Origin of the sequence: Streptomyces sp. NPDC005492 (assembly GCF_040605995.1) — a bacterium.
Taxonomy (GTDB): domain Bacteria; phylum Actinomycetota; class Actinomycetes; order Streptomycetales; family Streptomycetaceae; genus Streptomyces.
On record NZ_JBEXDX010000018.1, the window covers coordinates 100,982 to 114,637 of the forward strand.

The 13,656-nt window shown below is 71.3% G+C and carries 10 protein-coding genes and 1 riboswitch; all 10 genes read right to left on the reverse strand.

What is annotated here, in order from left to right; translation table 11 throughout:
• Positions 1 to 9: 9 nt before the first annotated feature.
• The 10 genes from cobI to ABZT04_RS24325 all read right to left on the reverse strand — a co-directional run bounded on the left by cobI (position 10) and on the right by ABZT04_RS24325 (position 13,555).
• Positions 10 to 756: a precorrin-2 C(20)-methyltransferase gene (gene cobI / locus ABZT04_RS24280; RefSeq protein WP_356059064.1), complete on the reverse strand. Its 747-nt coding sequence runs from the start codon at positions 754 to 756 to the stop codon at positions 10 to 12.
• Positions 741 to 2,108: a cobyrinate a,c-diamide synthase gene (locus tag ABZT04_RS24285; protein ID WP_356059065.1), complete on the reverse strand. Its 1,368-nt coding sequence runs from the start codon at positions 2,106 to 2,108 to the stop codon at positions 741 to 743. Before ABZT04_RS24285 ends, cobI begins: the two co-directional genes overlap by 16 nt.
• 7 nt (positions 2,109 to 2,115) lie before the next feature.
• Complete coding sequence (cobO, locus tag ABZT04_RS24290) at positions 2,116 to 2,715, reverse strand: cob(I)yrinic acid a,c-diamide adenosyltransferase (RefSeq protein WP_030612453.1); 600 nt, start codon at positions 2,713 to 2,715, stop codon at positions 2,116 to 2,118.
• Positions 2,715 to 4,718, reverse strand: coding sequence for a putative cobaltochelatase (locus tag ABZT04_RS24295; protein ID WP_356059066.1), 2,004 nt, complete (start codon positions 4,716 to 4,718; stop codon positions 2,715 to 2,717). Before ABZT04_RS24295 ends, cobO begins: the two co-directional genes overlap by 1 nt.
• The gene (cobN, locus tag ABZT04_RS24300) at positions 4,715 to 8,368 is read right to left on the reverse strand and encodes a cobaltochelatase subunit CobN (protein WP_356059067.1); all 3,654 of its coding nucleotides are present in this window, start codon (positions 8,366 to 8,368) and stop codon (positions 4,715 to 4,717) included. Before cobN ends, ABZT04_RS24295 begins: the two co-directional genes overlap by 4 nt.
• Positions 8,365 to 9,876, reverse strand: coding sequence for a cobyric acid synthase (locus ABZT04_RS24305; RefSeq protein WP_356059068.1), 1,512 nt, complete (start codon positions 9,874 to 9,876; stop codon positions 8,365 to 8,367). The genes cobN and ABZT04_RS24305 overlap by 4 nt, the downstream gene beginning before the upstream one ends.
• On the reverse strand, positions 9,873 to 10,814 hold the full coding sequence (locus ABZT04_RS24310) for a cobalamin biosynthesis protein (RefSeq protein ID WP_356059069.1): 942 nt from the start codon (positions 10,812 to 10,814) through the stop codon (positions 9,873 to 9,875). The genes ABZT04_RS24305 and ABZT04_RS24310 overlap by 4 nt, the downstream gene beginning before the upstream one ends.
• Before the next feature lie 99 nt (positions 10,815 to 10,913).
• A riboswitch (cobalamin riboswitch) is annotated at positions 10,914 to 11,056 on the reverse strand.
• Positions 11,057 to 11,190: 134 nt separating this feature from the next.
• The gene (locus ABZT04_RS24315; protein ID WP_356059070.1) at positions 11,191 to 11,412 is read right to left on the reverse strand and encodes a hypothetical protein; all 222 of its coding nucleotides are present in this window, start codon (positions 11,410 to 11,412) and stop codon (positions 11,191 to 11,193) included.
• Positions 11,413 to 11,454: 42 nt separating this feature from the next.
• Positions 11,455 to 12,711 carry an inorganic phosphate transporter gene (locus tag ABZT04_RS24320; protein ID WP_356059071.1) on the reverse strand — a complete coding sequence of 419 codons (1,257 nt, stop codon included), beginning with the start codon at positions 12,709 to 12,711 and terminating at the stop codon, positions 11,455 to 11,457.
• Positions 12,712 to 12,811: 100 nt separating this feature from the next.
• On the reverse strand, positions 12,812 to 13,555 hold the full coding sequence (locus ABZT04_RS24325; protein WP_356059135.1) for a lysozyme: 744 nt from the start codon (positions 13,553 to 13,555) through the stop codon (positions 12,812 to 12,814).
• Positions 13,556 to 13,656: the final 101 nt, after the last annotated feature.

Sequence of the window (13,656 nt, forward strand, 5' to 3'; positions counted from 1 at the left end):
TTCCGGGCGTCACAGTTTCCCGCCCCGCCCGCCCTCGCGCCGCGCGGGCGCGATCAGCGTCGACAGATACGGCAACGGCTCCCCGCCCAGCTCGGCGGCCGGCCGGATCGACTCCTCGGCCAGCCCGAGCGCCGACCCCCACACCGCGTCCTCGATCCGCCCGGTCTCCCGCAACGCCTCGGCGACCTCCGCCGCCTGCCGCCCGAACTTGTACGCCACGACCGTCCCCGGCCCGGCCAGCGCGTCCTTGAGCACCGCGGCCCCCGCGGTCACGGGCACGAGCGTCAACGGCTCGGTCCCCTCCGTGAGTACGGCCCCGGAACGCGCGGCGAGATCCTGCATCGCGGTGATCCCGGGCACCGTCTCGACGACGACCCCCGGCACCAACTCGCCGATGGTCAGGGCGAGATAGGTGAAGGTGGAGTAGACGTTCGGATCCCCGATGGTCGCGAAGGCGACGACACGATGACTCCCGAGCAGTTGGACGACCTTCGCCCCGGCGGCATCCCAGGCGGCCTCCCGCCGCGCCCGGTCGCTCCGCTCGTTCAGCGCAAACACGACCCGCAGCACCTTCTCCTCGGGCACGTAGTGCAGCACGGTGGCCTCGGCCCGCCCCCGCTCACCACTGTCCATCACGGGTACGACGACGACATCGGCGGCTCGAAGAGCGTTGACGCCCTTGACGGTCACCAGCTCCGGATCCCCGGGACCCACCCCGACTCCGATCAACCTGCTGCTGCTCATGACGTCCGGCACCTCTCCACGAACCGACGGGCCACACCGGGCTCGGCCGCCCAGTGCGTGTGCAGATAACTCGCGTGCACACCCTGTTGTACGAAACCTTCGACCCGCCGGTCAGGGGCGCGAACCCCCCAGGCGGGAGCCGCCCCCGAGCCGGGCTCGACGACGGTCCGATGAAACTCGTGTCCACGCATCCGCGTCCCCGCCACGGCCAGCACACTGTCGCTCAGCGCGACGGCATCCCGATAGCCCAGAGTCAGCCGCTCACTCATCCGCGCGGTGGCATCCAGCACCCCGCACATCGGCCGCCCGTCCAACTCCCGGCACAGATACAGCAGTCCGGCACACTCGGCGGCCACGGGCGCGCCACTCTCCGCGAGCGCCGCGACGGCTTTGCGTAGTGGCTCGTTTGCGGACAACTCGGCGGCGTACACCTCCGGGAACCCGCCCCCGATGACCAACCCCGTTGTCCTGTCCGGCAGTTGCTCATCACGGAGCGGATCGAACACGACGACTTCGGCGCCGGCGGCGGTGAGGAGTTCGGTGTGTTCGGCGTAGGAGAAGGTGAAGGCGGGGCCACCGGCGATGGCGACAATCGGACGAGGCCCGGCGTTCTCAACCCCCAGGACCTCACCCGCATCCCAAGCCCCACACGACAACGCCCCCGCACCGCGCGCCAGCGCAAGCAACCCCTCAAGATCACACCCGGCGTCGACCTGTGCACCCATCGCCGCGACAGCCTCCACCGCCGCAACCTGCCGCTCGGCAACCGGCACCAACCCCAGATGCCGGGACGGCGTATCCACCTGCGGCGCCCGCCGCAGCACACCGAGCACCGGCACCCCGGCAGCGTCCAACGCCTCCCGCAACAGCGACTCGTGCCGATCGGACGCCACTTTGTTGAGGATCACGCCCCCGACCCGGACCTCCGGATCCCAGGACGCGAACCCGTGCACCAGCGCGGCGACGGACCGTGACTGCGAGGACGCGTCGACGACCAGCACGACCGGCGCCCGCAGCAACTTCGCCACATGGGCCGTGGACGCCAACTCCCCTTCCCCCGCGGCCCCGTCGTACATCCCCATCACACCCTCGACGACGGCGAGATCACGCCCGCGCGCACCATGCGCGAACAGCGGACCGACCAACTCCGGCCCGCACAGATACGCGTCGAGGTTCCGCCCCACGCGCCCGGTGGCGAGCGCGTGATACCCGGGGTCGATGTAGTCCGGCCCGACCTTGTGCGGAGACACGGCGAGCCCCCGCGCGGCGAACGCGGCCATCAACCCGGTGGCGACGGTGGTCTTGCCGCTGCCGGAGGCCGGCGCGGCGATGACCAGCCGGGGGACGGAGCACGAGGAGGTCATGACGGCTTCACCACTCGATACCCCGCTGACCCTTCTGACCGGCGTCCATCGGGTGCTTGACCTTCGACATGTCGGTCACGAGGTCGGCGAAGTCGACGAGCTTCTCGGGCGCGTTCCGTCCGGTGATCACGACATGCTGGGTCCCCGGCCGATCCCGCAGCACGGACACCACCTCATCGACATCCACCCACCCCCAGTGCATCGGATAGGCGAACTCGTCGAGCACATACAGCTTGTACGTCTCGGCGGCCAGGTCCCGCTTGACCTGCTCCCACCCTTCGCGGGCCTTCTCCTCGTTGTCCATCTGGGAGTCGCGCTGGACCCACGACCAGCCCTCGCCCATCTTGTGCCAGTCGACGGACCCGCCCTCGCCCGAAGCCCCCAGCACCCGAAGGGCGTTCTCCTCCCCGACCTTCCACTTCGCCGACTTGACGAACTGGAACACCCCGATCGGCCACCCCTGGTTCCAGGCCCGCAACGCCAGCCCGAAGGCGGCGGTGGACTTGCCCTTGCCCACGCCCGTGTGCACGACCACCAACGGCCGGTTACGACGCTGACGGGTCGTCAGTCCGTCGTCCGGTACGACACTCGGCTGCCCCTGCGGCACTACGCGGCCCTCCTCTGTACGTCCTTGACCAGCCCGGCGATCGAGTCGGCCCGCAACTCGTCCAGCGTCACCGCCGTACCCTCCAGCTCGCCGGCCAACTGTCCGGCCAACCCCAGCCGGACGGGCCCCGACTCGCAGTCCACGACCACGGAGGCGACCCCGTCGGCCGCGAACAACCGCGCCGCCCGCCCGGCCAGCGCGACCGGCTCGGGACCACCGGTGGCCCGCCCGTCGGTCACCACGACCACCAGCGCCCGCCGCGCGGGATCCCGCATCCGCTCCACCCGCAACACGTCATGCGCCTTGAGCAGCCCGGCCGCGAGCGGCGTCCGCCCACCGGTCGGCAAGGACTCCAGTCGTACGGCGGCGGCGTCCACGGAGGAGGTGGGCGGCAGCGCCACATCGGCGGCCGATCCCCGGAACGTCACGAGCCCCACCTTGTCCCGCCGCTGATAGGCGTCCAACAGCAGCGACAGCACAGCCCCCTTCACCGCGCTCATCCGCTGCCGGGCCGCCATCGACCCGGAGGCGTCCACGACGAAGAGCACGAGGTTGCCCTCACGCCCTTCCCGCGTCGCCTGCCGCAGATCGTCCCGGCGCACCACCAGCCCACGCCCGGAACGACCCCGGGCCCGCTGATGCGGCGCCGCCGCCTGTACGGTCGCCGCCAAGTGCAGCTTGGTGAGCGCCCCTTGGGGACGCCGGGCCCCGGTGGTCCGCCCATGCTCGGTCCGCGCCCGCGAACGCCGCCCGGCGGCACCCTCGCCGATCCCCGGCACGCTCAACACCTTGGCGCGGAAGGGCTCGGAGGCGCGTACGGGTTGCTGCTCCCCGGCTCCTGACGGCTGAGGTTCGCCACTCTCCCCGGCCTCGGGCCGCGCACCGGTGTCCCCACCCTGAGGCCCGTCGGAATCCGACTCGGGCGGCTGCTGACCACCACCCCCACCGGGACCGTCGGGCCCTGGATCGTCGTCCTCGGGCCCCTGTTCCTGCTCCGCGAACTCCTCCAGGGTCTCGTCGAGTTTGTTCTCGTCAAGTCCCGGCGCGTCGAAGGGATTTCGGCGCCTGCGGTGCGGCAGCGCGAGCAGCGCGGCCTGCCGTACGTCCTCGGCGAGGACGTCGGTCCGCCCGGCCCACGCGGCGAGCGCGGTCGCCGTCCGGGCCATCACGATGTCGGCCCGCATGCCGTCCACCTCGAAGGCGGCGCAGGTCGCGGCGATCTGCCGCAGCGCCCCGTCGCCCAGCCGCACGGACGGCAACAGCGCACGCGCGGCGATGATCCGGGCCCGTACGGCGGACTCCTCGTCCGCCCAGCGTGTGGTGAAACCGTCCGGATCGTCGTCGTAGGCGAGCCGTCGGCGCACGACCTCGACCCGCTGGTCGGGCTCCCGGGAGGCCGCGACCTCCACGGTCAGCCCGAACCGGTCGAGCAACTGCGGTCGCAGTTCGCCCTCTTCGGGGTTCATGGTGCCGACGAGCAGGAAGCGGGCGGCGTGCCGGACGGAGACGCCTTCGCGTTCGACGTAGGAGGCGCCCATCGCGGCGGCGTCCAACAAGAGGTCCACGAGGTGGTCGTGAAGAAGATTGACCTCGTCGACGTAGAGGATGCCCCGGTGCGCGTCGGCCAGCAGCCCCGGCTCGAAGGCCTTGACGCCCTCGGCGAGCGCCCGCTCGATGTCGAGCGCTCCGACGAGCCGGTCCTCCGAGGCGCCGACCGGCAACTCGACCATACGAGCGGGGCGCCCGGCCCCGGGTCCAGTCTCGTGCGGCCCGTCCGGGCAGGCCGGGTCGGGCGCGGCGGGATCACAGGAGAAACGGCACCCGGGCACCACGGCGACCTCCGGCAACAGCGCCGAAAGAGCGCGCACGGCCGTCGACTTGGCGGTGCCCTTCTCGCCGCGCACCAGCACACCACCGACCGCCGGCGACACGGCGTTCAGCAGCAGCGCGAGCCGCAGGTCGTCCTGGCCTACAACGGCCGTGAACGGAAAGGGAGTTGTCACTGGTCGTCGCCCTCCAGGTCGCCTTCGAGCTCCAGATAGGTGGCCCGCAGTCGCTCCAGCGTGTCCGCGTCCGGCTCGGCCCACAGGCCGCGCTCGGCGGCTTCGAGGAGCCGTTCGGTGATGCCGCGCAGCGCCCACGGGTTGGACTTCTTCATGAAGTCCCGGTTCTCCGGGTCGAAGACGTACTCGGCGCTGAGCTTCTCGTACATCCAGTCGTCCACGACCCCGGCCGTCGCGTCGTAGCCGAAGAGGTAGTCGACGGTCGCCGCCATCTCGAAGGCGCCCTTGTAGCCGTGGCGCCGCATCGCCGCCATCCAGCGGGGGTTGACCACCCGGGCGCGGAAGACACGGTGGGTCTCCTCGCCGAGTGTGCGGGTCTTGACCTGGTCGGGGGTCGCGGAGTCGCCGACGTACGCCTCGGGAGAGGCGCCGGTCAGGTGGCGGACCATGGCGACCATGCCGCCGTGGTACTGGAAGTAGTCGTCGGCGTCGACGAGATCGTGCTCGCGGGTGTCAACGTTCTTGGCGGCCACGGCAATTCGCCTGAACGCGGTCTCCATGTCCCCGCGCGCCGCCCGCCCGTCCAACCCACGCCCATACGCATAACCGCCCCACACCGCGTACACCTCGGCGAGATCCGCGTCGCTGCGCCAGTTGCGCGCGTCGATCAGCGGCAGCAGACCCGCGCCGTACGCCCCCGGCTTGGAGCCGAAGATGCGGGCCGTGGCCCGGCGCCGGTCGCCGTGCTCGGCGGTGTCCTCGTCGGCGTGGGCGCGGACGTAGTTGGACTCGGGGGGCTCCACCAACTCGGCCACCGCCCGCACCGCGTCGTCGATCAGCCCGACGACGTGCGGGAACGCGTCCCGGAAGAAGCCGGAGATGCGCACCGTGACATCGATGCGCGGCCGGCCCAACTCCGTGACGGGCACGATCTCGAAGCCGGTCACCCGGCGCGAGGCGTCGTCCCAGACCGGGCGGCAGCCCAGCAGCGCGAGGATCTCGGCGATGTCGTCGCCCTGGGTGCGCATCGCCGACGTACCCCAGACCGTGAGCCCGACGGACTTCGGGAACTCGCCGTTGTCCTGGAGGTACCGCTGCACCAGCGAGTTCGCCAGCGACTGCCCGACCTCCCAACTCAGCCTGGACGGAATGGCCTTGGGGTCGACGGAGTAGAAGTTGCGGCCCGTCGGCAGGACGTTGACCAGGCCTCGGGTCGGGGAGCCCGACGGGCCCGCCGGGATGTAACCGCCGTCCAGCGCCTTGAGGATGTGGTCGATCTCGTCGGTGGTGCGGGCCAGCCGGGGCACCACCTCCTCGCAGGCGAACTCCAACACCGCGACGGCGTCCGGGAGTTCGGCGCCGATGACGGCACGCACGAGCGCCGGGACGGCGGTGACCTCCCACTCCTGGGACTCCATGCCCTCGGCGAACCGGCGGCAGAGCTGCTCCAGCAGATCGATCGCGTCGGCGGCCGTACGGGCGGGCCCCTCGACCAGGTCGCTCAGCTCCACCGGCACCTTCACCGGCGCACCCGGCTCGGCCAGCAACTCCTTCTCGACCAGCCCGAAATGCTCGGCCAGCGCGGCCCGCAGCCCCGGCAGCGCGTTGGCCTGCCCTCCCCACACCTGCGAGGCGCGCAGCACGGCCAGCACGAGGTTCACCCGCGCCTCGCCGACCGGTCCGCCGCCGAGGATGTGCAGACCGTCGCGGATCTGGACGTCCTTGATCTCGCACAGATAGCCGTCGATGTGCATCACGAACTCGTCGAACGCCGCGTCGTCCGGCTGGTCGTCCACATGCAGGTCGTGGTGGAGCTCGGCCGCCTTCACCAGCGTCCAGATCTGCGCGCGCACGGCCGGTGCCTTCGTCGGGTCCAGGTCGGACACGAGGGCGTACTCGTCGAGGAGTTGCTCCAGTTTCGCCAGGTCGCCGTAGGTGTCGGCACGCGCCATCGGCGGCACCAGGTGGTCGACGACCGTGGCGTGCCCGCGCCGCTTGGCCTGGGTGCCCTCGCCCGGGTCGTTGACGATGAACGGGTAGATCAGGGGCAGTTCACCGAGTACGGCATCCGGCGCGCAGCCGCCGCTCAGCCCAAGTCCCTTGCCCGGCAGCCATTCCATGGTGCCGTGCTTGCCCATATGGACGATCGCGTCGGCGCCGAAGCTGTTGTCCAGCCACCGGTACGCGGCCATGTAGTGGTGCGACGGCGGCATGTCGGGGTCGTGGTAGATCGCGATCGGGTTCTCGCCGAAGCCGCGCGGCGGCTGGATCATGACCACGACGTTCCCGAACTGCAGGGAGGCGAGCACGATGTCGTCGCCGTCCACGTACAGGTTGCCCGGCGGCTCGCCCCACGCGTCGAGCATGCCTTGACGCAGCTCGGGGTCCAGCTTGTCGAACCACGTCTGATAGTCGGCGAGCGGCACGCGGGCGGGCGCGGCGGCCAACTGGTCCTCGGTCAGCCACTCGACGTCATGGCCACCGGCCGCGATCAGCCGGTGGATCAACTCGTCGCCGTTGTCCGGGTGTTCGTCCACCGCGTACCCGGCGTCCCGCAGCGCGTCCAGCACCCGTACCGCCGAGGCGGGCGTGTCGAGCCCGACCGCGTTGCCGACCCGCGAGTGCTTGGTCGGATAGGCGGTGAACACGAGCGCGAGCCGCTTCTCGGCGTTCGGCTTGTGCCTCAACTTCGCGTGCCGTACGGCGATTCCGGCGACCCGCGCGGCCCGCTCGGGGTCGGCGACGTAGACCGCGACATCGTCCGGACCCTGCTCCTTGAAGGAGAAGGGGACGGTGATCAGCCGCCCGTCGAACTCGGGGATCGCTACCTGCATCGCCGCGTCCATGGGGGAGAGGGCGGCGTCCGACGCCCCCCACGCCGCCTGCGACGAGGTGAGGCAGAGCCCTTGCAGGACAGGGATGTCGAGGATGTTGAGCGCCTCGATGTCCCAGGCGTCCTCGTCGCCGCCCGCGGATGCCTCCGAGGCATGCGTGCCGCCGGCCGCGAGAACGGTGGTGATCAGCGCGTCCGCGCCGGACAGGAGCTCGTACACACCTGATTCCGCGCCGCGCAGTGAACCGCAGTACACGGCAAGGGCGTTGGCGCCCTTCGCCTCGATCGCGGTGCACAGCGTGTCCACGAAGGCGGTGTTGCCGCTCAGTTCGTGGGCGCGGTAGAAGAGCACGGCGACCGTCGGGCGGACCGTGTCGAGTTCGGGTTCGCCGTGGACGCCGTACTCGGGCATCTTCTGCGGCGCTTCGAAGCCCTCACCCGTGAGCAGCACCGTGTCGGAGAGGAAGCGGGACAGTTCGGCCAGGTTCTCCGGGCCACCCTCGACGAGATACCTGAGCGCCTCGGCGACGACACCGGCCGGTACCGACGACTCGGCCATCAACTCCGCGTCGGGGACGGTCTCCCCGCCGAGCAGCACGGTCGGAATCCCGGACGCCTTCAGCGCGGCGAGCCCGTCCTCCCAGGCGCGCTTGCCGCCGAGCAGTCGTACGACGGCGATGTCCGCGCCCGCGACGAGCGCGGGCAACTCGCCCGCGACGTCCACCCGGTTCGGGTTGCCGATCCGGTACCCGGCGCCGGAGGCACGCGCCGCCAGCAGATCCGTGTCGGCGGTCGACAACAACAACACTGTGCTCATGCGGGCGCTCCCGGTGGAATGAAAGGCAGTCCTTGCGGCGCGCCGGACTCGATGAGCCGCCACAGCGCGTCCGTGTCCGCGTGCTGTTCGATGAGGTCGCCGAGCCGGTCGAGCTGCTCCTCGCGCAGCGCGGCGAACGAGGTGTCGGCGGCCGGTACGAACCGGCGGCCCGCGGCGGCCGCCACCTCGCGCAGGAACGCCCGCCGGAACCCGTCCGACTCCAGCGAGCCGTGCCAGTGCGTACCCCAGGTCCGACCGACCCGGCAGCCGTCCAAGAAGGCTTCTCCGCCGGTCAGTTGGGCGACCCCGTGGTGGATCTCGTATCCCTCGACCCGCTCGCCGAGGGCTTCGCCGACGGGCCGGGTGAGGGTCTTCTCGCCGACGAAACGCACGCGCAGGGGCAGCACTCCGAGCCCGTCCACATGTCCGCGCCGGCTTTCGACCTCGTCCTCGATGTGCTCGCCGAGGATCTGGAAGCCACCGCAGATCCCGAGGATCGGGCGCTCCTCGGACGCCCTGCGGACCAGAGCGTCCGCGAGTCCCCGCTCCCGCAGCCACTCCAGCGCCTTGACCGTGCCCCGGGTCCCGGGGATGACGACGAGATCGGCGTCGGCCAGCTCCTCGGGCCGGTCCACGAACCGCACCACGACGCCCGGTTCGGCGGCCAACGCGTCCACGTCGGTGAAGTTGGACATGAGCGGGATCGCGCAGACGGCGACCCGCAGCACGTCCTCGCCGACCGGCGGCGCGGTGTTCGACTCACGGACGGTCCCGCGCAGCGAGATCCGCAGCCCGTCCTCCTCGTCGATCCCGAGCCCGTGCTGGAACGGCAGCACGCCGTAGGTCCGCCGCCCGGTGAGGTCGTGCAGCATCCCCAACCCCGGTTCCAGCAGGCTGACATCGCCCCGGAACTTGTTGACGAGGAACCCGGCGACGAGTGCCTGGTCCTCGGGCGACAGCAGCGCGACGGTCCCGAAGAATGAGGCGAAGACGCCACCGCGGTCGATGTCACCGACGACGAGCACGGGCAGTCCGGCGTTCCGCGCGATGCCCATGTTCACGATGTCGGTCCGCCGCAGATTGATCTCGGCCGGGCTGCCCGCCCCCTCACAGATCACCGCGTCATACGTGCCCCGCAACTCCGCGAGACAGTCCAACACCGTCCCGAGCAGCCGCTGTTGCCGCCCCCCGTGATAGCCGCGCGCGCTCATCTCGCCCACCGGCTTCCCCATGAGCACGACCTGACTGCTCTGGTCGCCGCCCGGCTTCAGCAGCACGGGGTTCATCAGTGCGGTCGGTTCGATGCGGCAGGCCTGGGCCTGCATGGCCTGCGCCCGCCCGATCTCGGCGCCCTCCCGGGTGACGAACGAATTCAGGGACATGTTCTGCGCCTTGAACGGCGCGACCTTCACGCCCTGCCGTACCAGCCACCGGCAGATTCCGGCGGTCACGACACTCTTGCCGGCGTCCGAGGTGGTCCCCGCGACCAGCAGTCCTCCGCCGCTCATGACGTGCGTCCCTTCAGCAGCAGCCGCCCGGCGACACTGGCCCCGAGCGCGAGCCAACTCACGCGCCGGGACAGCCGTACGGCCCGATCGATGTCCGGTACGGCGACGGCGCGCCCGGCGCCGTTGAGCACGGGCCGGTGCTCGACCCGGCCGCCGTAGGAGAGCGTGCCGCCCAGCCGCACGCCGAGGGCACCGGCGAAGGAGGCCTCCACGGGGCCGGCGTTGGGGCTCGGGTGCTTGGGGGCGTCGGTGCGCCAGGCGCGTGCAGCCCCGCGCCGGTCGCCGCCCGCGACGGTCGCGAGGACGGCGGTGAGGCGGGCGCCCGGCCAGCCGACGACGTCGTCGAGGCGGGCCGAAGCCCAGCCGTAGCGGCGGTACTTGGCGGACTTGTGGCCGACCATGGCGTCGAGGGTGTTCACGGCCCGGAACCCGACGAGCCCCGGCACCCCGCCCACGGCGCCCCACACCAGGGCGCCCACCACCGCGTCGGAGGTGTTCTCGGCGACGGACTCGACGACGGCCCGGGCGATCCCGTCGGCGTCGAGGGCCTGGGGGTCCCGCCCGCAGAGGTGCGGCAGGCGCGCCCGCGCACCATCGATGTCACCGGCCTCCAGTGCACGCCCGATGGCCCCGGCCTCGCGGGCGAGCGAGGTCCCGCCGACCACGGCCCAGGTGGCGGCGGCAGTGAGGGCGGCAGAGGCGGTACGGGACGGTCGTAGGGCCGAAGTGGCCGCGGCGGCCAGGGAGACGGCGCCTCCGACGCACACGGCGGTGTGCAGGGCGCCCCACCCGCGGTGGTCGCGCCACAGCAGTCGTTCCACGGCAGCGGCGGCACGGCCGAACGCGGCGACCGGATGCCCGCGGCGAGGATCGCCGAGCAGGTGGTCGCCGAGAAGGCCGGCGGCGGCGCCGTACGCGAAGACGCGATCGGCACGCATCGGCTCAGCCGATCGCCGGGTCGGACACGGTACTGGTACGGGACCTCGAACGGCAGCCGAGCATGGCGGTATGTCCTCACTCAGGGTGTCCACGCCCTGGTTCGACGAGACCGGCGGTGAGAGTTCCTGGCTCCCGGGGTTGTCTACCCCGGTGACAGTGGCGGGACCGCGCCGGATTCGCACCGGCTTCCTCTCCTGCCGCCGTACATGGCTCCGGCAGTCCACCACGGGGTTGGAAGGGGCGTCAACTTGCTGTTGACCTGCGGGGGAGGAGTGTGCTGATGCCCACACAGGGGTCGTCGAGGACGTCACGAAGACGTGGGGTGCGGGACGGTGGTCCGTCCCGCACCCCACGTTGGGTCCAACTGGCGGCCGGTCAGGCCACGATGATGGAGATCCCGTACGCCACCGCCGCCGCGCAGGCCGCGAAGCAGGCGTACGCGCCGGCCAGGGCGAGGGTCGCGGAGTCGCCCTGGGTGGTGGCCCGTTCGCGGCGGGAGAGGGCGGTGATGCCGAGGGTGAAGACGGCCACCAGGGCCACGGTGGCCGCGAGGCTGACGCCGAAGACGGAGCCGAGGGCTGCCCAGTCGATGTCCATGCTGATTCGTTCCTTCTCGTGCCTTCGTACCGGGGCGCGGGCTCAGACGGTGGCGGCCGGCGGGGTCGCCGGGGTCGCCGGGTCGGGCGTGGTGACGGCGGGCGGCGCGGGGATCGTCGCCGTGAGGCCCTCGGAGAGGGCGACCGACGGGGGCGGGGTGACGGCGGCGATCGCGGCGGTGACCACGCCGGCGGGCTCGTCGGACTCGTTGACGTTCGAGGCGTCGACCACCTGGCGGCGGGAGAGCAGCCAGATGCCGGTGCTGGAGGCGACCAGGAAGACGGCCACCAGTGCGGTGCCCCAGTCGCCGAGGTCGGTCACGGACTCGGCGAGCGCGCCGACCAGCGCGGCGGCCGGCAGCGTCAGGCCCCAGGCGACGAACATCCGGGTGGCGGTCGACCAGCGGACGACACCGCCCTTGCGGCCGAGCCCGGCACCCATCACCGAGCCGGAGACGGCGTGCGTGGTGGAGAGCGAGAAGCCGATGTGCGCGGAGGCCAGGATGACCGCGGCGGCGCTGGTCTGGGCGGCGAAGCCCTGCTGCGGCCGGAGGTCGGTCAGGCCCTTGCCCATGGTGCGGATGATGCGCCAGCCGCCGATGTAGGTGCCCATCGCGATGGCGAGGCCCGCGGAGAGGATGACCCAGGTGGGCGGGTCCGAGTCGGGGGCGATGGAGCCGCCGGCGATCAGGGCCAGCGTGATGATGCCCATCGTCTTCTGGGCGTCGTTGGTGCCGTGGGCCAGGGAGACCAGGCCGGCGGAGGCGATCTGGCCGACCCGGAAGCCCTTGTCGGCGGCCTTGCCGTCGGCGTTGCGGCTCAGGGCGTAGGAGAAGCGGGTGGCGACCATCGCCGCGACGCCCGCCACGATCGGAGCGGCGACCGCAGGCAGCAGCACCTTGGTGACCAGGACGTCGCTGTGCACCGCGCCGGTGCCGGCGGAGGCGATCGTCGCTCCGATCAACCCGCCCATCAGGGCGTGCGAAGAACTGGACGGGAGTCCGACGAGCCAGGTCACCAGGTTCCAGAGGATCGCGCCGACCAGCGCGGCGAAGATGACCTCGGGACGGATACCGCTCTCGTCGACGAGCCCCTTGGAGATCGTGTTGGCGACCTCCACGGAGAGAAAAGCGCCCACCAGGTTGAGGGTGGCCGACATGGCCACCGCGACCTTGGGCTTGAGCGCACCGGTCGAGATGGTGGTGGCCATCGCGTTGGCGGTGTCGTGGAAACCGTTCGTGAAATCGAACGCGAGAGCGGTGACAACCACAATCGCGAGAATCAGCGAGAAGCTTTCCATTTACCCAGGCAATCTTTCGAGGTCATCGGCGCGTTGACCGTAGGCAACCTGAATGAACGGAAGATGAACTGAGAGGGTCTCCGTGGTGTCGGCGGATGGGCTAGTCGCCGCGGGCGAACTTCTTCAGTCGGCTCAGGGACCCGTTGAAGAGATTCTGATCACCCGGCAGGCTGCCGCCGTTGTCGTACTGCCAGAAGGTCCAGTACGACCAGCCGGCGGGCAGCGATCCCGCGTCCGCCGACTCGTGGCGGGCGATCCACAGCGCGTGGGTCGAGGCCAGGGCGGTGCTGCCGCCGGTGCAGGTGTTCCACCAGTGGGCCGTCGTGTAGATCACTGGACGGCGGCCGGTCTCCCGCTCGACCTCGGCACTGAAGGCCTTGATCCAGGCGACCATCCTCGCCTTGCTGAGGCCGTAGCAGCCGTGCTTCTTGTCGTACGGGTTGTATTCGATGTCGAGCGCGGGAGGCAGCGTCCAGCCGTCCGCCTTCCAGCCGCCGCCGTGCGCCACGAAGTACGCGGCCTGAGCCGCGCCCGACGACTTGTCCGGCAGGGCGAAGTGGTAGGCGCCGCGGACGATTCCGGCGGCGCGGGCGCCGTTGTACTGCTGGGCGAAGTAGGGGCTGCGGTAGTCGGTGGACTCGGTCGCCTTGACGTAGACGAACGTGGCGCCCTTCGCCTTCGCGCTCGACCAGTCGACGTTCTTCTGGTGCGAGGAGACGTCGTGCCCCTTCGCGGTGCTCGCGGCCGAGGCCGGAATCTCGACGAGCGCGACGGCTGTGAGGGTGAGCGCGGCGACGGAGGCGGCTGAGAGGCGGGCGCGGTGACGGTTGCGGCGACGGGCCATGTTTCCCCCGGGAATGGCGACGTGCACGACAAATCTCCCAGAGGTTATTGGAAGATCTGTCGACTCGGGTCGGTCTCCGGCCAAGGGGCCTCGGCGGGCGG

Excerpts from the sequence above, each read along its gene's own strand:
- ABZT04_RS24305 (WP_356059068.1), bottom strand. The coding sequence starts at position 9,876 with ATGAGCGGCGGAGGACTGCTGGTCGCGGGGACCACCTCGGACGCCGGC.
- ABZT04_RS24315 (WP_356059070.1), bottom strand. The coding sequence starts at position 11,412 with ATGGACATCGACTGGGCAGCCCTCGGCTCCGTCTTCGGCGTCAGCCTC.
- cobN (WP_356059067.1), bottom strand. The coding sequence starts at position 8,368 with ATGAGCACAGTGTTGTTGTTGTCGACCGCCGACACGGATCTGCTGGCG.
- ABZT04_RS24310 (WP_356059069.1), bottom strand. The coding sequence starts at position 10,814 with ATGCGTGCCGATCGCGTCTTCGCGTACGGCGCCGCCGCCGGCCTTCTC.
- ABZT04_RS24325 (WP_356059135.1), bottom strand. The coding sequence starts at position 13,555 with ATGGCCCGTCGCCGCAACCGTCACCGCGCCCGCCTCTCAGCCGCCTCC.
- ABZT04_RS24285 (WP_356059065.1), bottom strand. The coding sequence starts at position 2,108 with ATGACCTCCTCGTGCTCCGTCCCCCGGCTGGTCATCGCCGCGCCGGCC.
- ABZT04_RS24320 (WP_356059071.1), bottom strand. The coding sequence starts at position 12,711 with ATGGAAAGCTTCTCGCTGATTCTCGCGATTGTGGTTGTCACCGCTCTC.